General features: G+C 61.6%; 17 protein-coding genes and 1 pseudogene. 9 read left to right on the top strand and 9 right to left on the bottom strand.

Annotated elements, in window-relative coordinates; genetic code table 11:
• From L901_RS24630 to L901_RS24655, 6 genes and pseudogenes are all read right to left on the bottom strand, one after another.
• Complete coding sequence (locus L901_RS24630) at positions 1-1,026, bottom strand: ABC transporter ATP-binding protein (RefSeq protein WP_059760911.1); 1,026 nt, start codon at positions 1,024-1,026, stop codon at positions 1-3.
• Positions 1,019-1,797 (bottom strand): annotated as a pseudogene (locus L901_RS24635) (ABC transporter permease). Before L901_RS24635 ends, L901_RS24630 begins: the two are co-directional and overlap by 8 nt.
• Positions 1,794-2,621 carry an ABC transporter permease gene (locus L901_RS24640; RefSeq protein ID WP_059760913.1) on the bottom strand — a complete coding sequence of 276 codons (828 nt, stop codon included), beginning with the start codon at positions 2,619-2,621 and terminating at the stop codon, positions 1,794-1,796. Before L901_RS24640 ends, L901_RS24635 begins: the two are co-directional and overlap by 4 nt.
• 164 nt (positions 2,622-2,785) lie before the next feature.
• Entirely contained in the window at positions 2,786-3,808 is a 1,023-nt protein-coding gene (locus L901_RS24645) for an ABC transporter substrate-binding protein (RefSeq protein ID WP_003520909.1), read from the bottom strand.
• On the bottom strand, positions 3,805-4,866 hold the full coding sequence (locus L901_RS24650) for a LacI family DNA-binding transcriptional regulator (RefSeq protein WP_059760915.1): 1,062 nt from the start codon (positions 4,864-4,866) through the stop codon (positions 3,805-3,807). The genes L901_RS24645 and L901_RS24650 overlap by 4 nt, the downstream gene beginning before the upstream one ends.
• Before the next feature lie 127 nt (positions 4,867-4,993).
• Positions 4,994-5,920: a LysR family transcriptional regulator gene (locus tag L901_RS24655; protein WP_059760916.1), complete on the bottom strand. Its 927-nt coding sequence runs from the start codon at positions 5,918-5,920 to the stop codon at positions 4,994-4,996.
• A gap of 168 nt (positions 5,921-6,088) precedes the next feature.
• Between L901_RS24655 and L901_RS24660 the strand changes: the two genes are divergently transcribed.
• A complete protein-coding gene (locus tag L901_RS24660) occupies positions 6,089-7,204 on the top strand; it encodes an acyl-CoA dehydrogenase (protein ID WP_245289702.1) in 1,116 nt (371 codons plus the stop codon).
• Between the two features lie 317 nt (positions 7,205-7,521).
• On the opposite strand, the gene L901_RS24665 is transcribed toward L901_RS24660, so the two are convergent.
• A complete protein-coding gene (locus L901_RS24665; RefSeq protein ID WP_082710822.1) occupies positions 7,522-9,591 on the bottom strand; it encodes a TonB-dependent receptor in 2,070 nt (689 codons plus the stop codon).
• 298 nt (positions 9,592-9,889) lie between these two features.
• Here L901_RS24665 and L901_RS24670 point away from each other — a divergent pair, with 298 nt between their 5' ends.
• Complete coding sequence (locus tag L901_RS24670; protein WP_059761249.1) at positions 9,890-10,666, top strand: IclR family transcriptional regulator; 777 nt, start codon at positions 9,890-9,892, stop codon at positions 10,664-10,666.
• Positions 10,667-10,668: 2 nt separating this feature from the next.
• On the opposite strand, the gene L901_RS24675 is transcribed toward L901_RS24670, so the two are convergent.
• The gene (locus tag L901_RS24675) at positions 10,669-11,970 is read right to left on the bottom strand and encodes an NtaA/DmoA family FMN-dependent monooxygenase (RefSeq protein WP_059760921.1); all 1,302 of its coding nucleotides are present in this window, start codon (positions 11,968-11,970) and stop codon (positions 10,669-10,671) included.
• Between the two features lie 214 nt (positions 11,971-12,184).
• Between L901_RS24675 and L901_RS24680 the strand changes: the two genes are divergently transcribed.
• The 7 genes from L901_RS24680 to L901_RS24710 all read left to right on the top strand — a co-directional run bounded on the left by L901_RS24680 (position 12,185) and on the right by L901_RS24710 (position 20,276).
• Positions 12,185-12,985 carry an ABC transporter ATP-binding protein gene (locus L901_RS24680; protein WP_059760923.1) on the top strand — a complete coding sequence of 267 codons (801 nt, stop codon included), beginning with the start codon at positions 12,185-12,187 and terminating at the stop codon, positions 12,983-12,985.
• Positions 12,982-13,995 (top strand): iron ABC transporter permease, encoded by a 1,014-nt coding sequence (locus tag L901_RS24685; RefSeq protein WP_059760925.1) that lies wholly within the window; start codon positions 12,982-12,984, stop codon positions 13,993-13,995. Before L901_RS24680 ends, L901_RS24685 begins: the two co-directional genes overlap by 4 nt.
• On the top strand, positions 13,992-15,056 hold the full coding sequence (locus L901_RS24690; RefSeq protein ID WP_059760927.1) for an iron ABC transporter permease: 1,065 nt from the start codon (positions 13,992-13,994) through the stop codon (positions 15,054-15,056). The genes L901_RS24685 and L901_RS24690 overlap by 4 nt, the downstream gene beginning before the upstream one ends.
• 23 nt (positions 15,057-15,079) lie before the next feature.
• Positions 15,080-16,033 (top strand): ABC transporter substrate-binding protein, encoded by a 954-nt coding sequence (locus tag L901_RS24695; RefSeq protein ID WP_020811034.1) that lies wholly within the window; start codon positions 15,080-15,082, stop codon positions 16,031-16,033.
• Positions 16,034-16,268: 235 nt separating this feature from the next.
• Positions 16,269-17,108, top strand: coding sequence for a siderophore-interacting protein (locus L901_RS24700; RefSeq protein WP_059760929.1), 840 nt, complete (start codon positions 16,269-16,271; stop codon positions 17,106-17,108).
• A complete protein-coding gene (locus L901_RS24705) occupies positions 17,101-17,379 on the top strand; it encodes a phosphopantetheine-binding protein (RefSeq protein WP_059760931.1) in 279 nt (92 codons plus the stop codon). Before L901_RS24700 ends, L901_RS24705 begins: the two co-directional genes overlap by 8 nt.
• Before the next feature lie 62 nt (positions 17,380-17,441).
• On the top strand, positions 17,442-20,276 hold the full coding sequence (locus L901_RS24710) for a condensation domain-containing protein (RefSeq protein WP_059760933.1): 2,835 nt from the start codon (positions 17,442-17,444) through the stop codon (positions 20,274-20,276).
• A 308-nt stretch (positions 20,277-20,584) separates the two neighbouring features.
• On the opposite strand, the gene L901_RS24715 is transcribed toward L901_RS24710, so the two are convergent.
• Positions 20,585-21,931 (bottom strand): condensation domain-containing protein, encoded by a 1,347-nt coding sequence (locus L901_RS24715; protein WP_059760935.1) that lies wholly within the window; start codon positions 21,929-21,931, stop codon positions 20,585-20,587.
• Positions 21,932-21,948 lie beyond the last annotated feature (17 nt).

Consider the following 21,948-nt stretch of genomic DNA (forward strand, 5'->3'; position numbering starts at 1 on the left):
TCAGTTGAACACCTTGAGGCTCGCCGCCTTTTCGACCGGCAGGTCGAAGGCGAGCGTATCGCCGATTGCGTGGGAGGTCAGGGCAGCGTCCGTTTCCGCCTTGATGGGGCCGAGCGGCGTATCGAGCAGATATTCGCGGCTGTTGCCGGCAAAGGAGGTGCCGCGCACGGTTCCCTGGAAAGGACCTGAACCGAGGGTGACCATGCGCGGCCGCCAGGCCAGTCCGGATGCTGAAAGGACTGGTCCGGGAAGCGGTGTTGTGCCGTTTGCGGTTTTGAGCGCGCCGCCTTCCAGCGCGAAGATGTTTTCAAAGCCGACGAAATCCGCCACGAAGGACGAAACCGGCGCGTTGTAGATATCTTCCGGCGTGCCGATCTGCTCAATCTTGCCGCCCTTCATGACGACAATGCGGTCGGCGAGCGCCAAAGCCTCGATCTGGTCATGGGTGACGAAGATCATCGTCACGCCGGTCTCCTTCTGCACGCGCTGCAATTCGGTGCGCATTTCGAGCCTGAGACGCGCATCGAGGTTGGAGAGCGGCTCATCGAGCAGGAGCACCTTCGGTTCCATGACCATGGAGCGCGCCAGCGCCACGCGCTGCTGCTGGCCGCCGGAAAGCTCCGCAGGCTTGCGCGAGGCGAAGCTGGACAAGCCCACCGATTTCAGGCCGGAGGCGACCTTGTCTTCCAGCGCCTTGCCGTTCATGCCCTTGAGCTTCAGGCCGAAAGCGACGTTTTCGTAGACCGTCAGATGCGGGAAGAGCGCATAGGACTGGAACACCAGACCCACGGCGCGCTTGTTGGCGGCAACGCGGGTGATATCGGCGCCATCGAGATCGATGCGCCCGCCAGCCACCGGCATCAGCCCGGCAATGGCGCGCATCGTCGTGGTCTTGCCGCAGCCGGAAGGCCCGAGAAGCGCGAGCAGCTCGCCCTTGCGGATATCGAGATCGAGGTCCTTGACGGCGACATTGCCACCATAGGCGAGCGAAACTTTTTTGAGCGAAAGGTAATTTGCGTCAGACATAACGGGAGAACCCCAGAAAACGTTCGGCCATGAAGACGATGCCGATGGAAAGGAAGGCGAGCAACGAGGAAAGGGCTGCAACGGAGGGATCGAAGACGATTTCCATATAACCCAGCATATCGATGGGCAGCGTGCGAACGCCGGGACCCGACAGGAACAGCGATACCGGCACCTGGTTGAAGCTCGTCACGAAACCGAGAATGAAGGCGGACAGGATGCCGCCGCGATATTCGGCAGCACGACGCGGAAAAACGCCCCGACCCGCGACGAGCCGAGCAGCACCGCCGCCTCCTCGATATCGGAACGCAGATTGTTGAGACTGGCCGACACCACCCGCACCGCATAGGGCAGGATGAGCGCGGTGTGGGCGAGAAACAACGCAAGCGTGATGCCGATGCCGAAAGGCACGACGAAATAACGCAGCAGCGCGAGACCCACGATGATGCCGGGCACGATGATCGGCGCGGAAACGATGGTGCGCACCGTCTCGGCAAAAGGCAGCTTGTAGCGCGACATGGCGTAGGAGGCCGGAATGCCGAGGATGAGCGCCGCAAACGTGCCGCCGATGGCGAGGAACATCGACATCGCAAAGCTTTCGCGGAAGCTCTCAACGGTAAAGACCTTGGCGATCCATTTCAGCGAAAAGCCCTGCGGCGGAAAGGCGAGCGTATCGCCGGCCGAAAACGAGGCCGCGACGATGATGAGGAACGGCCCGATCAGGAAACCGACGACAAGCAGAAGCGTGAGCGGAATGAAGAGCTGCCGGGTCATTTCTTGTTCCTTGCGGTGGCGATGCGCTTCAGCAGGATATTGGCGGCAAAGCTCATGACGATCAGGATGAAGGCGATGACGCTGGCGGAGACGAAATTGTTGGAAACCGTCACCTGCTGGTAAAGCAGGGTTTCCAGCATCAGCACCTTCGAGCCGCCGAGAATGGCGGGCGTGATATAGGCCGTCAGCGAACCGGTGAAGACCAGCGTGCCGCCGACGACCAGCCCTTCCTTGGTGAGCGGCAGGATGACCTTCCAGAACACTTGAAACCAGCTTGCGCCGAGAACGCGGGCAGCCGCAATCGTATCCTTCGGCATATTCTCCAGCGCGCTGATGAGCGAGATGATCATCAATGGCAGGAACAATTGCAGAAGACCGATGAAGACGGCCGTTTCGGAAAACAGGATACGGATCGGCCCGTCACTCAGGCCGACCGCCTGCAGTGCCTGATTGACGATGCCGGTTCGACCCAGAATGACGATCCAGGCATAGGTGCGGGCAACCGGCGAAATCATAAGCGGCAGCACGACCAGATTGACGACGTGTCCCTTCGCGCCCTGCGACAGGTTGATGATGGCGAAGGCCGCCGCATAACCCACCACCGCCGAGACGATGGTGACAAGCGCGCCGAGCTTCAGGGTGCGCAGGAAAACCGTCTGGTTCAGCGGATCGGTGAAGAAATCGGCGTAAGCCGCCAATGTCCAGCCATCGGCGGTGCGAAAGCCCTCCGACAGCAGGATGAAGACCGGCACAAGAAAGACCGCCGCCGCGAAAATTGCGGCGGGCAAGGCAAGCGCCAGCGCTTCGGCCCGGTTCTGAAACATGGGTTTATTCCCTGAACGGCCTGAAGGCCGGTTGTTACGGCAGCCAGACGCGCCGGCCTACGATCAAAAGAGTGGAAAAGCGGTCAGGGGACGACCGAACCGCTTTTCCGGGAATGGAGCCGCCCTGACGGACGTTCAGTGCCCCATTCCAAACGGTGAAGGACTTATTGGCCGACCTTGGAATTCCACTCCGACAGCCACTTGTCGCGGTTATCCAGCGTCACGTCGGAAGGGATGAGCTGCAGGCTTTTTGCGGTTTCGTCGCCATAGGTGATGTTGTTCGCCACCTCGTCGGAAACCTTGACTTCCCTGTTGGTCGGGCTGTCCACCAGCTTTTCGGCCAGCGCCTTCTGAACGTCGGTCGAGAGCCAGAAATCCATGAACTGCAACGCCAGATCTTCGTTCTTCGTGCCCTTCGGCACCACGAGCACGTTCATGCCGCCGGTCTGGCCTTCCTTGGGCGTTGCCCAGGCAAGCGGCAGGTCGAGCTTGGTGAAAGGCGCCCAAGAGAAGCGGCCGATGGGGGCTGCCCAAATTTCTTCCTGCTGCATCAACTGCACCAGCTGCGAGGATTTGACGTAGAAAGTGACAATATCGTCCTTCTTTTCACCCACGGCCTCGATGGCGCCGGAAAGATCGGGCGTATCCTTGCCGATGGCCTTGCCGAGCATATAAAGCGCCGGCGGGCCCTGGTTGGTGGTGACATTCGGGAAGGCGACGTGGTCGACAATGCCGTCCTTCAAAAGATCGGCCCAGCTGTCGATCTTCATCTTGTCGGTGCGGTAAACGATGGACGTGGCGTAAAAATTGACGCCGACGCTCATGCCGTCGCCATTCGGATCCTTGGCGATATCATAGAGCTTTTCGATATTCGGAACCTTGGAAGCATCGATCTTCTGGATCAGGTCCTTGCGGGTGGCCGACAGCGCATCCGCCATGGAAACGATGGCGAGATCGACCACCGGATTGGCCTTGTTGGCCTCCATCTTGGCCAGACGCTCGACGCTGTTGCCGGTCTCGACGACCAGCTTGCAGCCGCATTGCTTTTCGAACGGCGTATAGACCAGTTCCTTGAATTCGTCCTGCGCGAAGGCGTAGACGGAAATCGTCAGCGTCTTGTCCTGCGCCTGCGCGGCGCCCATCGTCAACATCAGGGCGGCGCCCGATGCAAGAATGATCTTTTTCATGGTGTGAGTTCTCCTGCTGTCGTTTTTTTGGCTTCAATCGCATCATGCTTTGCCTTGCCGGTGGAGCCGCGCATGATCAGCGCCATCGGTACTTTCGAAATATCCGCGGTCACGTCGATGGCGACGCCATTTTCGCCCGCGCCGTCGATTGCGCGCAGCAGCGCGCCGACGGCGAGATCGGCGATGCGGCCCATATCCATGCGCATGGTCGTCAAGGGCGGGGTGACCACGGCGGAAAAGATGAGATCGTCGAAGCCGGTGACACTGGCCTCTTCCGGCACCTCGATGCCCTCGCGCTGCAATTCCGTGAGCACGCGCAGCGCATGCAGATCGGATACAGCGGCAAAGGCGGTGAAACCTTCGGCAACCTTTTCTGCAAGACCAAGCCGGCAACCCGCGCCGCCCGCCTGTTCAATGGCGTCCACCCAGAGCGTCTGCGTTACGCACGCCTTGCCAAGACCATCGCGAATGCCGCCGAGACGGTCGTTCTGCACGTTGGAATCGCGGTTTTTGCCCACCAGCACCACCTTGCGATGGCCCAGGCCCGCCAGATATTCGCCCACCTGCCGGCCGCCATCCCAATGGTCAGCGGCGACAGTGTTGCCGGGCGTCGAGGGGCTGTCGATGACCGCGACGGGACAATCGACATCGGCAATGCGGGTGCCGCGGCGGGGAACGATGACCATACCATCCACACCGCGCTCGATCAGCCGGTTGATCGCATCCGTCTGCATGGCAATCTCGCCGCGCGAGTCGGCGATGAGCACGCCGTAACCGGCAGTGACGGCCGCCTTTTCGATGGCCTGCGCGATCTGCGGAAAAAGAGGATTGGCAATATCCGGCAGAACCAGCCCCAGAACCCCGCTTCTGCCGGTGCGCAGCGCCCTGCCCGCCGAGCTCGGCACATAACCCAGCTCGCTTGCCGTCTTGCGAATGCGCTCCACCAGTTCCGGCGAAACGCGGCCCTTGCCCGACAGCGCATTGGACACGGTTGCCGCCGACACGCCGAGTGCCGCTGCTATCGCGCTCAGATTGGTGGCAGGCCGTGAAGACGCCATGATGGTCCGGAAGGGCTGATTAAACGTTTAATCACGATAATCGAGCAAGGCCGCCCTGTCGAGTCCGACGGAGGGCAAAATCGGCGAAAACCCGGGCATAAAGTCTAACTGCCCGAAAAAAGTGCGATTATTTTTGCGAGGCTTCGCTGTTCGCTGCGCGGTATGCCTCCACCTGCCGCACCAGCCAGTCACGAAACAGCACGACCGGCACGTGATTGGCGCGCGAAAGCGGCGCCACGGCATAATAGGAGCTGGGGCTTCTGGCCTGATGATCGAAGGCCTTTACCAGTTGCTTCGATTTCAGTTCGTTATCGATCAGGAAAAGCGGCATGAGCGCCACGCCGAGCCCGGCGATGCAGGCCTGCGCCACGCTGGAAAACTGTTCGAAGCGCATGCCCTGCGGCAGGGCGAGCGACAGGCCGAGGCTTTCGAACCAGTGACCCCATGCGCCCGGCCGCGAGGCCATGTGCAGCAGCGGCAGGGCGGCGATGTCTTCCCCCTTTTCCACGGGATGGGCGCTGAGGAATTGCGGGCTGCACACCGGCGCGACCATTTCATGCATCAGAAAGGTGCTTTCCGCCCCCGGCCAGTCCGCTTGACCGATATGGATCGCCATATCGAGCTGCTCGCGCTCAAAATCGAATTGCCCGATACGGGTGGCGAAATTGATCGTGATTTCGGGGTGGTTCGCCACGAAATCCGGGATACGCGGCAGAAGCCAGCGGGTGCCGAAAGTGGGCAGCATGGCGAGGTTCAGCGTATTGCCATGCGTTTTGGTCATGATCTGCAGCGACGCGGAGCGTATCTCGCCAAGGGCGGAGGCAATCGATTTTGCATAGGCGCGGCCCTCGGTCGTCAGCGCCACGCCGCGTGCGCCGCGCTCGAACAGGCGCACGCCAAGCTGTTCTTCCAGTGACATAACCTGCCGGCTGATCGCCCCCTGCGTCAGAGCAAGCTCATCGGCGGCCGCGGAAAAGCTGCCAAGCCGGGCCACGGAATCGAAGGCGGCGAGCGCACTGGTGGAGGGCAGGAGTTTGCGGCTGAGAGATGTCATGAGCCATTACTATATGTAATGCAAAAATGAGTAAACATGGCTTGTGCCGACTGGCTCGAATACCAATAATCCGGCCAGCAAATCCGGAGGCATCACGTGAGCGAACACGCAGCATTCAATTGGCAGGACCCTTTTCTGCTCGAAGACCAACTGAACGACGACGAGCGGATGATCCGCGACGCCGCCGCCGCCTTCGGCAAATCGGAACTCTTGCCGCGTGTCTCCGAAGCCTATCTTTCTGAGACCACCGAACCGGAACTGTTCCGCCTGATGGGCCGCACCGGCCTGCTCGGCGTCACCCTGCCGGAAGAATATGGCGCGGCCAATGCCAGCTATGTGGCTTACGGCCTCGTCGCCCGCGAGGTGGAGCGGATCGACAGCGGTTACCGCTCGATGATGAGCGTGCAGTCCTCGCTCGTCATCCATCCGATCTTCGCCTATGGCTCGGACGAGCAGAAGAAGAAATACCTGCCCGGCCTCGTCTCGGGCGAGTTGATCGGCTGTTTCGGCCTGACCGAGCCGGATGCCGGCTCCGATCCCGGCGGCATGAAGACCCGCGCTGAAAAGATCGCCGGCGGCTATCGCCTGCGCGGTTCGAAAATGTGGATTTCCAATGCGCCAATCGCCGATGTCTTCGTCGTCTGGGCGAAATCGGAAGCCCATGACAACCAGATCAGGGGCTTCGTGCTGGAAAAGGGCATGAAGGGCCTCTCCGCTCCCAAGATCGGCGGCAAGCTGTCGCTGCGCGCCTCCATTACGGGCGAGATCGTTCTGGACGGTGTGGAAGTGGGCGAAGACGCGCTGCTGCCCAATGTTTCCGGCCTGAAAGGCCCGTTCGGCTGCCTCAACCGCGCCCGTTACGGCATTTCCTGGGGTGTCATGGGAGCTGCGGAAGATTGCTGGTTCCGCGCCCGGCAATATGGTCTCGACCGCAAGCAGTTCGGCAAGCCGCTCGCCGGCATGCAGCTTTACCAGAAGAAGCTCGCCGACATGCAGACCGAAATCGCGCTCGGCCTTCAGGCATCGCTCCGCGTCGGCCAACTGATGGACGACCATAAGATGGCGCCGGAAATGATCTCCATCATCAAGCGCAACAATTGCGGCAAGGCGCTGGACATCGCCCGCCAGGCCCGCGACATGCATGGCGGCAACGGCATCCAGATCGAATATCACGTCATGCGCCATGCCCAGAACCTTGAGACGGTCAACACCTATGAGGGCACACACGACGTCCACGCGCTGATCCTCGGCCGGGCGCAGACAGGCATTCAGGCGTTTTTCTGAGGCTTATGGACCGGAGCGGGGACGGCGTCGGATAGCAACGGCGAAGTTTCTTCTCACCGTCATTCCGGCCTTGAGCCGGAATCCAGCCGACGCGCGTCCGCGTGGCGGGAAGACTCCTTTCAGCCCAAGGACTTGGGCTGGCTGGATTCCGGCTCAAGGCCGGAATGACGGAGGGAGAATGCATGACGCCCCGGCGAATGTGAGCCAGCGCTCTGAGCCAAGCTCAAATCATATCATCGGGAGCGTCCCCCCCCTGAAACAGAAAGGCCTTCGAAGATCACTTCGAAGGCCTTTTGCTTTTCAAATCGGGCAATCGCTTAGAACGTGCCGCGAATACCGACGCCAAACATGCGCGGTTCGGTCATGCTTGCCTCGATGCCCGACGCGCCGATACCGCGAGTCAGCATCTTGTAGGTCGGCGCGCGTTCGTCGAACACATTCTTGACGTAGGCATAGAGCTCGAGCTGTTCCTGGAACTTGTAGCTCGCGCGTATATCCGCGATGGTATAGGGCTTGATCGCATAGGCCGAAGTGTTGGCCGTATCCGAGAAATAGCCATCCAGATGACGCACCTGGCCTGAAACCGTGAACTTGTCAGTCACATCCCAACTTGCGCCAACGGTGAACATGTAACCCGGAGACTTGGCGAACTCCTTGCCGGCATAGGCGGCATTGCTGGAAATCTCGTCGATTTCGGTTTTCAATACGCCGGCGCTGGCCTTGAGCGTCAGATTGTCGAGAACCTGATAGTCCGCTCCGATTTCCAAACCATAGGCATGAGCCTCTTCGGCGTTGATCGTATAGGTTTCGGTCACGCCCGAGGAGACAAACACCGGAATGCTGAACTGCGCATCCTGCATGTCCATATAGAACAGGTTGCCGTTGACCGTCAGCGTGTCGTCCAGAAGGTTCGCCCGCGTGAACAGCTCGTAGTTCCAGATCGTTTCCTTGTCGAAATTGCGCCACTTGCTGGTTGTCAGATCGAAGGCCACGCCGCCGGGATTGTAACCCCTGCTGATCATGCCGCCGACCGTCCAGTCGTCAGTCACGGCGTAAGCAAGAGAGACCTTCGGCAGAATTTCCGAGAAGGTTTCGTCGTAGTTCACCGAACTTCTTCCGGCGCCCAACGCCCTGAAGCCGACGCGCTGAATCTGGTCCCGCTGATACCGCAGACCGCCGGTCAGGGTCCACTGATCGGTCAGGCGATAGCTCAGCTCGCTGAAGAGACCGAAATTATCCTTGGTATCGTCGAAAAGAGACGTTCCGTTGAGAAGGAGTTTTTCGTCGGTCTGGGTGTGAGCATAATAAAGACCGACAACGCCGCTCAGCGTATCTTCCTGATCGCCGAAAGTTACGCGCGTTTCGTTGGAGGTATTTTTCTGATCGACGTCGGCGTCGCCCGTATTGGGAATACCCACCCTTCGCTTGGTATCGGCAGCGGAAAACTGAGTCTGGTTGAATACCTTCACGCCATTTTCAAAATCATAGTTGATGTCGAGAATGACGGTGTTGGTGTGCTGCTTGAAACTCGGCTTCGTGGCAGTCGAGTGCGTGAGATCCTCGTAACGACCGAAAGCCGCTTCCGATGTCGGGCGGTTGGAGTTATTGTAAGAATAGGTCAGCTTGGTCGAGAGGCCGGGAATTTCAGCAGGTTCCCACAAGAGCTTGAAGCGACCGTTGAACTCCTTGAAGTCCTGATCCGTGCCGCTGCGTGCAAAGCTCGGATTGATATAGTCGATGAAGGTGTCGCGGCCGGAATAATCGATCGCCATGCGCGCCGCCAGCTCGTCTTCGATCAGCGGCCCAGAAAGCGCAAACGAAGCCCGCTTCTGGTGATAATTGCCGATTTCCGCCTGATAGCTGGCTTCGGGCGTAAAGGTCGGGTCCTTGGTGTTGACGAGGATCGCGCCGGCAATGGCGTTGGCGCCCTGCGAGGTGGTCTGCGGGCCGCGGAACACCTCGATGCTTTCGACATCCCAGATGGAGCTCGCGCCATAGATGAACTCGTTATAACCGAGATAGTGGCCGTCGACATTGATCGTCGCGCGCGGCACCGTGCCGGTGAAGAAGGCGATGGAGCCGGTATTCGGTCCCTGCGTATCCTGTCCGCGAATGATCGGGGCGCTGACATTGTCGGTGTAAACGACGTTCGGAATATCCTTGATCGCTTCCGATACGGTCGGGTCGCCGGTCTTTTCCTTCTTGATTTTATCCCCGGATATGACCGAAACGGACGACGCCGTGTTCTTCATGTCGCGCGCCACTTTTTCACCGGTCACGACGATCGGCTTCAGGACGGTGGTGCCCGCCGTCGCCGCCTGCTGATCCTGACCGAGAACCGGCGTCACAAACAATGTCGCCAGCGTCAGAGCGCTGACCCCGCTCATCAAACGACCGTTAGAGCTAAACCCCATCACACACCCCTAATAAACATGAGTATTAAAGTCATATTCAAGTAACGGAAGCGTTATCCGTTTCGCAATAGAGAATGCGTTCTGTATTGCGGACAAAAAGGCTTCCGTAACGGGATGTGCCATATTTACAACAAAGTTTACCGACCGCCGCTTGCGCACCCGCAGCGTTTCGAAAGGGAACAGCATGGTTCCGTCCGCAGAAATCGATTCCGATTTCCGGTCCGATGCGTTAGGCATGCTCAACAAAACGGGGGGAACGCGCTTGAACGCCATGGATGACGATTCGGACAATCTGCCGGAAAACGAGGGCGAAAAGCGCTCTGCCCTCATTCAGTCGGTGTCGATCGCGGCGCGTTTCCTCAATCTTCTCGCCAGATCGGACAGCGCGCTGGCACTTGGCGAACTGGCCAAACGCGCCGGCACCGGCCGCTCCACCGCGCATCGCTACATGCAAAGCCTCGTGCGGGAGGGGCTGGTGATACAGGACCCCGCAAGCGGCAGTTACGATCTCGGACCCGCAGCGCTTGGGATAGGCATCAGCGCGCTCAGGCGAATCAATCCCGTCGAAACCGCCGGCCGCCAGATGAATGCGCTTGCTTCCAGGATCGGCGCCAGCTGCGGCGTGGCGATCTGGACCGAACGCGGCCCGACCGTGGTGCGATGGGCGAGAAGCGCCAGCTTTTCCATCAGCACCGTGGCGCTCGGCGATGTTCTGCCGCTGGACAACAGCGCCTGCGGGCTGGTTTTTCAGGCCTACCTGCCTCCGGACAGGATAGCCGCCGTGCGCAGGCTGCAACCGGCCGCCTTTCGTGGCTCCCGTCCCGATGCCTGCATTCTGGAAACCATCCGCGAAGCGGGTGGCGCGGAACTCAATGAACATCTGTTCTCCGCCCTAACGGGCAAGGCCGCGCCGGTTTTCGACGCCCAGGGCGAACTCTGTTGTGTCGTCACCACCGTATCCTTCGTGGCCACCGCCGAGACCGAACGGCATTTTTCCCGACTGATCGAAGCAGCTAGACAGGCGACGGCCGAATCCGGCGGCGTGTAAGCCTATTCGGCCAGATGCTCCGCAAAGGTGCGGCCGGAATAGGCCGTGCGGAACAGCCCGGCATCGGCGAGCTTCGGCAACAGCCGCTCCAGCACCAGCCGCATGGACGCCACCGAACCGCCGGGCACCGCGACGAAACCGTCGATAGCACCGGCAGCCGCCCATTCGCGGATGGCCTCAAGGGCATCTTCAACGGTGCCGATGATCTGCCAATGGCCCGACCCCATCACTTCCGGACGCCGCAATAATTCCGCAACACTCAGCGTCTCCCGCTCGATCAGCCGGCGCAGCAGGCCAGCATGGGTGCGGCTTCTCGGTGTCTCCGGCGGCGGCGGCAGGTCGGAGGCGGTAACGATCCGCGTGAGCGGCCAGTCCGTGAGATCAAGACCCGTCATATCGCGGATGGAGGCAAAGGCGCGGGCGCGGTTGGCGCGGGCATGGGTCTCCGCGAAGAGTTCCAGCGCCTCCCTGCCGGTCTCCGCGAGATAGAGGCTGAGGCCCGGCATCAGCTTCACGCCGTCGGGGTCTCGGCCATGCCCCTCGGCACGCCGCCGCAAATCCGCCCTGAGTTCGCTGGCCGCCTGCATGTCCGGCGTCGAGGCAAAGACAGCGTCGGCCACCGACGAGGCGAAATCACGGCCCTCGGGAGAGGCGCCCGCCTGCACCAGCGGAATGCGGCTGGCATGGGACGGCAGGTTGAGCGGGCCTTTGACGTTGAAATGCCTGCCCTCATGCGTCACCGGCCGCACCAGCGAGGAATCGGCAAACCGACCGCTTTCCCGGTCGAGTTTGAGAGCTTCGTTCGGAAAGCTCGCCCAGAGTTGCTGCACTACCTGCGTGAATTCGGCGGCGCGCTCGTAGCGCTCCTGCGGCGAAGGCATCTCTTTCAGGCCGAAATTTTCGTGCCCCTCAAGCGCCGTGACGATATTCCACCCCGCCCTGCCGTTGCTCAGCCAGTTCAGCGACTGTATCTGGCGGGCCACCACATAGGGCGGCAGAAATGTGGTCGAAACGGTGGACAACAGCCCGACATGGCTGGTTTCCCGCGCAATGGCCGCAAGAAGCATAGTCGGATCCATGCTGGCAAATCCGCCGCCGGTCTCCAGCCCCTCGGTGCGCAGAAAAAGCGTATCCGGACGAAACACGAAATCCACATGGGCGGCCTCCGCGCGCTGCGCCAGATCGACGAAATAGTCGCTGGAAAACACCCCGTTTATATCGCTGTCCGCGCGCCGCCATGCCTCGCCGCTGAGCCAGGTTGGGGCCAGCGACATGCCGACATGAAGCTTGGCTGCGACTGACATGATGCACCTCGACTGAAATAACCGGCAGGAAATCCGCACGTTGAATCGGCAAATTTCGATTTGTGGAGAGTTTTACTATAGTTTAGTGTCGCTTCAAGACCACACCGTCGCGCCTGCCGGAAAGAAATGCTTTTTCCACGGGTTCGATATTTAAATTCAAATACTTATAAAGACCGTGCGGCGTCTCGACGCATGGGCGCATGAATAACAGGAGTTGTATCCGGTGCTTGACGCCACGGACCTTCACGCCAGCTATGGACATGTTCCCGTCCTGCGGGGGCTTTCCGCCCGTTTCAGATCAGGCCGCGTCACCGCGCTGGTCGGCCCCAATGGCTGCGGCAAGTCGACGCTGTTGAAGACCATCATGGGTTTCGTGCCTTTGTCATCCGGGGCAATAAGGCTCGGCGAGCGTTCGATCGGCGAGATCGGACGCCGCGAACTGGCGCGGCGCATCGCCTATCTGCCGCAGGAGTGCCATTGCCCTGACTATATGACGCTCGGCGAGCTGATCGAGCTTGCCGGTTACGCCCGTTACGGCCTTGCGGGCGGCCCCACCGAACGCGACCGCGCGCTTTTTGCCGAGGCGCTGAAGACCGTCGGGCTGGAAGACAAGGCGAAAGCGCAGGTCAACACGCTTTCTGGCGGCCAGCGCCAGCGCGCCTTCATCGCCATGGTGCTGGCGCAAGATACGGACGTGATCCTGATGGACGAGCCGGTCAATCATCTCGACATGAAATATCAATATGCCGTTCTCGGCCTCGTGCGCGAACTGACGGACAGGCATGGCAAGACCGTCATCGTCGTGCTGCACGATCTCAACCTTGCCTCCACTTTCGCCGATGATGTCATCATGCTGAAAGCCGGGCGGGTTCTGGCATCCGGGCCGGTTGAAAGAACGGTCACGCCCGAAAATGTCGCCGAGGTCTTCGATCTCGAAGCCGATATCTTCTCCCGGCAGGGGCGGCTCATCTGCGTGCCCCGGCTGGAGCGGCAGGAACAGGCCATTCCGGCATGACCCCGAAAATAACGCTGATTTTCGTCGCCGCGCTGCTGCTGGCCGCCATCCTCGCCATCAATCTGCTGGTAATGTCCGGCGACATGCCGCCTGCCGAAATCATGGCGACGCTCTGGCGCGGCGAGGCCGACAGCTATGAGCAGTCGGTGCTTCTCTATCAGCAAATCCCACGCGCGCTGATTGCCATCTATGTGGGGGCGACTACGGCCGTCAGCGGTTGTGTGCTGCAGGGGCTTGCGCGCAATCCCCTCGCCTCGCCCTCCACCCTGGGGCTGAATGCCGGCGCGACGCTTTTTGTGATTGCCGGCGCGCTGGTGTTCGATTTCTCTCCGGAAATACAGGGCCTTGCCGCGCTCGCGGGCGCTGGCTTCGGTTTTGCCGCCTGCTTCGTCGTCGCGCGTCTCGCCGGGCGGGCGAACGATCCGCGCGGCCTGTCGCTCATCCTTTCCGGCGCGCTGGTTTCCATGCTGCTGATCGGCGTGACCAACGCCCTGCTTCTCTCCAACCCCACACGCCGCGCCGAGTTCCTCAGCTGGGTGGGCGGCAATATCAACCACGTCTATGCCGAGCGCCTGTTCGATTTCTGGTGGATCGGCGCAATTGCGCTCGTCATGTTGTGGGCGGTCGCCCGGCCGCTGACGCTGGTTCTGCTGGGCGCGGAAAAGGCCGCCTCCGCCGGTGTGAATGTCACGCGTATTTCCCGGGTCGCGCTCTTCGCCACCATGCTGGCCTCGGGTTCGGCGGTGGCGATCTGCGGCCCCATCGGCTTCGTCGGCCTCATCGTGCCGCATATGATCCGGCCTCTGGTCGGGGTGAACTTCACGCTTGCCCTGCCGGCGTCTGCGCTTGTCGGCGCGGGCCTCTGCGTGCTGGCCGATCTTGGCGCGCAAACCCTGTTTGCGCCGTATGTGGTCAATACCGGGCTGTTCATGGACCTGCTCGGCGGCCTCGTCTTCATCGTCATCGTCAAGCGCTTCTATCTGTCGCCTTCGGCAAGGGGGCTTTCATGAAACGGCATTTCGCCACCGACGGCAAAGCCGTCCTCAGGCTGTCGAGCGGCCTGCAGATCGGCATCGGCAATCTGAAGGCCGGCCTTGCGCTGCTTGTGCTGGCGCTGGCGCTCGCCGCCCTGTCCGTCAGCCTCGGCAATACCGAAACGGGCCTCGTCGATCTCCTGCGCGGCTTGGTGGGCGGGCATCTCGGCGACGATCAGGCCTATGCGCTGTGGACGGTGCGGCTGCCGCGCATCCTCATCGGTTTCATGGCCGGCTGGAGCGTGGCGCTGGCAGGAGCCATGCTGCAATCCGTCGCCCGCAATCCGCTCGCCGATCCCGGCCTGTTCGGTCTGAGCCAGGGGTCGATGACCACCATCATGCTGCTTCTGGTGCTGGTGCCGGCCGCACCCAAGACGCTGGTGGCGCTTGCGGCCGTCGGCGGCGGTCTGGCTGTCGCCTTCCTTCTCATCGCCCTCGTCGGACGGGAACGCTCGAGCGGCCTTGCCATATTGCTGATGGGCATCGCGATCGAATCCGCCCTCTCATCCGTCTCTTCCGTTCTTTTGCTCTACACGCCGGCCGAAACCTCGCTGTCGCTGGCTGACTGGATGGCGGGTTCGCTGTTTCAGGCAAGCTGGTCGACCATCCTCGTTTTCGCGCCCCTCTTTGGCGCAAGCCTCGTGAGTATTTTTCTCATCGGCCGGGCGCTCGCGGTCTTCGATCTCGGCAATGAAATGGCCATGGCGCTCGGTGAAACCGTCAGGCATTCGCGCCCGCTCGTCATTGTTTTTGCGGTCATCCTCAGCGCCTCCTCGGTTACCGCCGTCGGCCCGCTGACCTTTCTCGGCGTTATCGCCCCGCATCTGGCCACCTTCGTTTCGCCCGCCGTCGGCCGCGCCAGGCTTTTCCTGTCTGGGCTTACCGGCGGCATTCTTGTCGTCACCGCCGATACGCTGTCGCGCGGGCTGGTGGCCGATACGCCGATGCCGATCGGCCTTGCGCTGACGCTGATCGGCGTGCCGCTTTTCATCCTCACGCTGCGCCTTCAGGCGTTGCGCAGAACCAATAGCCACTGAAGACATCGAATAAAGGGAATGCCATGCGAATTGCCATCCTCATCGCCGCACTTCTGGCCGCCGGAACGAGCCTCGCCGCCGAGCGCAGCGTGACCGATGCCGCCGGCCGCACCGTCTCCGTTCCGGAAAAGCCGCAACGCATCGTCGTCATGCACGAGCCGCTGCTCGGCGTGCCGCTGATGGATCTCGACGCCAATGTGGTCGGCGCCTATGGCCGCAACAGCGACGGCAAATTCGCCACCGCCGTCGACTTCGTCGACACCGTTCTCGGTGAAGGCCGCACGAAACCGAAGGGTTTCGGCGCGGTCGGCCAGATCGACCTCGAAAAACTGCGGGCGCTTCAACCGGACCTGATCGTCGCCACGGAAATGGATGGCGGCAAGGCCGAACAGCTCTCCACCGTCGCCCCCGTCTATCTGCAAAAAGTCAGCACCGGCCATGCCTACGGTTTCAGCGTCGAAGAAAACCTTGCCGCCCTGGTCGGGCGAAGCGATGTCTTTGCCGAGCGCCGGAAGACCTATGACACGAAGCTCGCCGCCGTCAAAAAGACGCTGGGCGACGATATCAAGGGCAAGACCTATCTCGCGATCCTGCTGACCGACCAGATCAATGCGGTGGGCGACATGTCCGGCGCGGTGCAGGCATTGGAGGATCTGGGTTATACCCGCCTGAAGATCGACAACGCCGCCTCTTCGGGCGGCATGGGCTCGACCCTGATGATGCCGCTGAGCGCCGATGCCTTCGGCAAGCTCAATCCCGATCTGCTGGTGGTGATGAACAGCTATACCAGCCCCGCCCGCGGCGAGGCCGGAACGCGCGCCGCCCTTGAAAAGATCATTCCCGGCTGGGAGCGTTTCGTAAAACCGGCGCGCGAGAAAAGGATCGTTTTCCTCGATTCCACCAGGGTCACGACGCCTTCCATTCCAAGCGCCCTGCACACATTGAATGAGGTGGAAAGCTGGGCAGGCCGCCGCTGAACGGCGTTATCCAAAGCCAATCCCGGCACGATTTATGTGCCGGGTATAAACTTGAGTTTTTGGAGAAAGTTATATTGCCGGGGCCGAAACCGCCTGTTATGGTTCGCGCATCTTGACGCAACGACGCCGGAATATCGCGCCGGATTAAGATTCCCAACGCGCGATCGTCCAGCACGCCGACCCGGGACAGCGAGACCGCCGAACCCGTCGGCGATATCCCAGGAAAGACAACAGCATGAGCATGCCAGAAACCATGGATTCCCCCATCCCGGACCGCACTCCCAAACGCCATCGCCACGCCGTCGCGCTGCGCGCGCTCAATGTCGCGCGCGTCGAAAAGCTCAGCCGGTCCATGGTCCGCATCGTCCTGACCGGGCCGGAACTGGAGGGCTTTGCGAGCCTCGGTTTCGACGACCACGTCAAGATGTTCTTTGCCCAGCCCGGCGAAACCGAACCGAGCCTGCCGGTGATCGGCCCGAACGGCATTGAATTCCCCGAAGGCGCGCCGCGCCCGCTGGCGCGCGACTACACGCCGCGCGGCTTCGACGCCGAAAAGGGCGAACTCGCCATCGATTTCGCCACCCATCACGACGGCCCCGCCAGCAACTGGGCGAAAGCCGCCAAAGCGGGTGACAAAGCGTGGATCGCCGGTCCGCGCGGCTCCTTCACCGTTCCCTTCACCTACGACTGGCACCTGCTGATTGCCGACGATACCGGCCTTCCCGCGCTGGCGCGGCGGCTGGAGGAAATGCCTGAGGGCACCCGCGTCGTCGCGCTGATCGAGGTCGAGACGGATGCCGACCGGCTGGAGCTCACGACGAAGGCGGATGCGTCTATCGTCTGGGTGACACAGAAGACGGAAAACGGAACCGACCACAACGCGCTGGCGGGCGCGCTGCGCAAGCTCGACCTGCCGAAGGGCGATTTCTTCAGCTGGGTCGCCTGCGAATCGAAGGCTGCAAAGGAGGTTCGCGCCCTTCTGGTCGAAGAATTCGGCGCCAACCCCAAATGGACTCGCGCTTCCGGTTACTGGCGGCGCGGCGCCAGCGGCGTTCACGATCATTTCGATGAATGAACCGGCAATCGCGGCGGACGACATGCCGGAGGCGGAAACGATGATGACCGAACTCAAGGCCCTTATCGCCAGGGTTCTGGAGGATGAAGTGCGCGACATCGAACCGGGGGACAACCTGTTCGGTCGCGGGCTTCATTCGCTAGCCCTCATGCGGCTGATGCCGCCGCTTTCCCAGCTTGCCGGGACACGGCTCGATTATGACGATCTGGCCCGGCAGCCCACGCTTGCCGCCTGGCAGGCGCTCATCGAACGGTCGCGCGCGGGACATTGATCCCACGACACAGCACTTTTCGCGCCGGAGCGCGATTCCCGAATATTTCCAAGGAGAGGACCATGGCAGCAGACAATACGCGTATGCTCGCACGTCGCATCGAAGAAACTTTCGACAGGGGAGATGCAGCCCCGCCGAGCCAATACGAAGAACGGGTCTGGTTCGAGCAGTTTCAGGATCCCGATCAGGTCTTCCGGGCCCTTCTCGCCTATCGCATCGGTGAAGAGTGCGATCTGCTGCGTCTGACTTCGGCGCTGAAGACGGTTTGCGAGGTCTGGCCCGAACTTCGTGCACGCTTTGCCTTCGGCGAGGACGGCACGCTTGCCAAGAGCATCGAGGCCCCGTCCGCATCGATCGTGCAACTGCTGCATGTTCCATCGGCGGGCGAGACCCTGACCTTGCTGCACGACCTGCAGGCAAGGCCCTTCGATGCCGAGACCGACCCGCCGTTTCAGGCCGTCGTGCTCTTAAGCGAAGGAGAAATCCTGCTGGCATTTCTGGTCCACGGCCTGCTCGGCGAAGTCCTCTCGCCGCAAATCCTGCTGGAAGGCATTACGGCGGCCTATGCCGGTGAGACACCGAAACCGCTTTCGCCGCGCGCGGTCGAAAGTGACGGCGTCGACCCGCTTCCGCTTCAATGGCTGCAACGTCCGGCCTCCGGCTCGACCGTCGTGGCGCTGCGGCAAAACGGGATCGACAGGCCGGCGAGCCACAGCCACGGCGTCGATCTTCCCGCCACCCTGCTCGGCCTCAACAGCTCCACGGCGACGAATGCGCTTCTGGCCCGCGCCGGATCGCGTTTTGCCCTTTTCCTGGCGAAAAACGGCGGTCCCGAGACCGTAACCCTGCGCCTGCAGCCCGGTGTCGGCGCTTCGATGCCGATGTCAGCCGAGGCTGCGGCACGGGTAGCGATCTCCCGCGACCAAACGCCCGAACAGGCTGAAAAAGCCGTGCTGTCCGGTCTGGAGCAGCGAAACGACAATGAGGGCGGAACCGCCACCTTCACGTTGCAGGCGCTTGCAACACCCGTTCAAGCCATATCGGAGCATGGGCTCCAGTTTGAGCACCTGTCCCTGCCCTCCCTGCAATCCGGTCTCGGCCTGACGCTTGCCGCCGGTCCGACAGCCGCCGGCGATATCCGCCTCGAATTGACGGGCGGAAGGGAGACATCGCCGCACGCGACGGCCTTCCTGCTGGAGCGCTTCATCAGCCATCTCGAAGGCGGCGCGGATTTTTCCGGCATCGTCCCTCAAAATGCTGCGACAGCACCTCAGCAGGCAGCCCTTTCGCCCGCTGCCTCCGGTGATAACGACGACACCGTCGCAACGATCCTTGCGGAATTCCGTGAAGCGCTCGTCTCGCCCGAGATGGGGCCGGATGACGATTTCTTCGATTTCGGCGGCCATTCGCTGATTGCGACGCGCATCATCGGACGTCTTCTCAGCAATCACGGCATCGAGCTGCGCTTCAACGACCTGTTCAGCTACCCGACCGCCGCCTCGCTCGCAAAACAGGCGACCCGGCTCGAAACCGCAGCACCCGCGCAGGCCGAAGCGACGGCGAGCGGCTCGCTCACCGCACCGCTTTCGCTGGCGCAGATGTCGCTCTGGAAGGCCTATGCCGCCTTCGGTTTCGGCGAAATCTTCAACATTCCCTTCGCACTCGATTTCCTCGATCCGGTGGATGAGAATGCCTTCGAATGCGCCTTCCTCGATATCATCGAGCGCCATCCCGGCCTGCGGACCCATTTCTACGTCGAAAACGATACGGTTCTGCAGAAGATCGTGCCGATGCACGACCTGCCCGGTTACAAATGGTTCTGGACCAGCGAAGAAAGCCAGGGTGTGGACCGGCACGCGGAGGCCGGCTGGCGGTTCGATCTGGCGCGTGAACTGCCGATGCGGCTGCGCTTCCTTAAGGATGCGCAGACCGGCCGCCAGGTGCTTTCCTTCCTCTTCCATCACATCGTGCTCGACGAATGGTCGGTGAACCTGATGATGGACGAGCTGACCGAGGCCTACCGGGCAAGGGCGGCGGGCAAGGCCCCGGTCTTTGCCACCAAGCCGGCGCCCTTCCATGAATTTGCGAGAAAACAGGTCGCGTCAGGCGTCAATGCCGACCACCTTGCCTACTGGACCGATATGCTGCGGGATGCGCCGAAAGGCCTTACCCTCAACGGACAGGACGGCACGCCGCACGAGGCATCGCAGTACGAAGCACCGGCGGGCGGCTGGATCGAGTTCAAGCTCGAAAAACATGTCAGCGACGGGCTTTACGCCATTGCCAAGCAGAACAGCGCCTCGCTGTTCAACGTGGTCTATGCTGCCATCGCCGCATCGCTGCGCCATCTCGGCGGGTTGAGCGATCTCGTGGTCGGCACCTCGGCTTCGGGCCGCACCGATAGCGGCTATTTCGATACGATCGGTTATTTCACCACGGTTGTCGCCCATCGCGTGCGTTTCGGCGAGACAATGACCGTCGGCGACCTGATTTCTTCGGTGAAGAACACCATCAACGGCTCGCTGGAACATAGCGAAATCCCGATCGATCTCGTCGAGGAAGCGCTGGGCATGACGCCCGGCCGCGACCATCTGTTCGAGGTCTTCATCCAGATCCACGCCAAGAACAAGCTGAACGGCACCCTTGCCGGGCCGGATGGCAAGCCGGTGGAGTTCCGCCAGATCGACCCCGACAAGCATGAATCCATGCTGGGACTGCAATTCGAGGTGATGGAAGAGACGATCGGCGGCGAGCGCTCCATTCGCGTGCTGATGAGCTACCGTTCGGACCGCTACGGCCCGCAGGACGTCGAGCGGCTGCGCAACACCACCAGCGGCGTCTTCAGCCGCTTTGCCGAAGCCGGCGCTTCGAGCCGCGTGCTGACAACGCTCGCCTGAGCTGGAATTGCGCAAGGAAAACCCGGCTTCGCCTTAGCGGAGCCGGGTTATTTTTGTCTATGAACGCTGATGAGAATGCATTGGCGCGGCCGCTGCATCCGCACGCCGTCACCCCGGGCTTGGTCCGGGGTCCAGTGCGATCAAGTCCTTGATCGCGAAAGAATCCGTTCACGGCGCAGACGCGCCGTGGCTGGATGCCGGATCTAGTCCGGCATGACGGAAAAGGGGTTGTCCGTCTTTATCGGCAACGTATGCCCGGCCTCACACTCTGAAGCCGGCCCGGCATTCACCCACAGTCGTCATCCCCCTCAAACCGCCAGACGGAACACCGTGGACGCCTCCGCCGCCGCAAGCGTCAGCGCTTCTTCGCGCAGCATGGCATCGAGGAACAATGGCAACTCCTCGCGGTAACGGGCGAAATCCTCCGCTTGCGTCAGCGCTGAATCCGCATCGATATGCAGGTTCAGCTCGCTGCCGTCATCTTCGCCACGGAAGGTCAGGTTGAAACCGTCGCCGGGACCGTTGGCAAGGATGTGCCTGATAACGGTAAGCCCGGCAAAGACCGGCGCGCTGAAGGGCAGGACATTGATGAGCGGCGAGAAGAAGAACCGCCGGCCCTTCGGGATTTCCCGGTCGGCGGCGATCTGCTCGATGCGGTAGCGGCCATGCAGGCGCTGCTTTCGCAGATTGGCGGCGTTGCGCGTCAGAAATGCGCCGAGGCTCTCCCCCGGCTCGATGGTGAGATGGAAGGGCAAAATATTGACGAGCATGGCCGGCATATGCGCGCCGACGCTGCCCCAGCGGCTCATGAAGGGCAGCCACAAAGTCAGCACATCGCGATCCGGCCGCGGCAAGACACGGTGGAGATAAAGGCCGGAAAGCAGCACCAGAAGGTCCGGCCAGCCGATCTCCATTGCGCCCGCCACCTGTTGCAACCGCGTGCTGAAACCCTGCGGCAAGGCCGCGTCCGTATGCAGGCCGCCACCGCCATAGTCCTCGCAATCCTTGTCCAGCACCGGCAGATCGGCGGGTGCGGCAAGATAGGCCGCCCAGAAATCGCGGTCCTTTTCAAAACGCCGGCTTTGCTTATAGGCATCCTCTTCGGCAAGGAAATCGCCGAAGGGGTGGAAATCCGGACCCGCTTCGCCCTTGCCGCAATAGTGCCCGTAAAGCTGACCGCAGCGCTGCTCCACCAGCGTCAGGCCATAACCATCAACGACGATATGATGGGCGCGGATGTACCAGAGGTAACGATCGTCGGCGATACGGTAGAGCAGCTGCGCCGAAAGCCTGTCGGTTCTAAGATCGAGCCTTGCTTCCACATCCGCGTTCATGCGCCGCAGCGCCTCTTCCAGGGGAGCGGAATCGCCACGGAGATCGACAAGCTCCACCACCGGGGCATGGCTCGGGTCGCAGCGTTGCTGCGGCGTCTCGCCGTCGTCGCCGATGCGAAAACGGATCGACAGGACTTCGGATTCGCGCACGGTGCGTTTGATCGCCTCGATGAGCGCGCTTTCATTCACCGCACCGGAAAGATCGATATAATGGGCGACCGTGGAAACCGGCTCGTCGGGATGGAAGGAAAACTCCTCCCAGAAATCGAGTTGCGGCTGCGTCAGTGGAAGCCAGCCGCCGGCAGGATCGATATGCGCCATCTGTTTTTCCTTGCACA

Origin of the sequence: Agrobacterium sp. D14, from assembly GCF_001526505.1 — a bacterium.
Lineage (GTDB): Bacteria > Pseudomonadota > Alphaproteobacteria > Rhizobiales > Rhizobiaceae > Agrobacterium > Agrobacterium leguminum.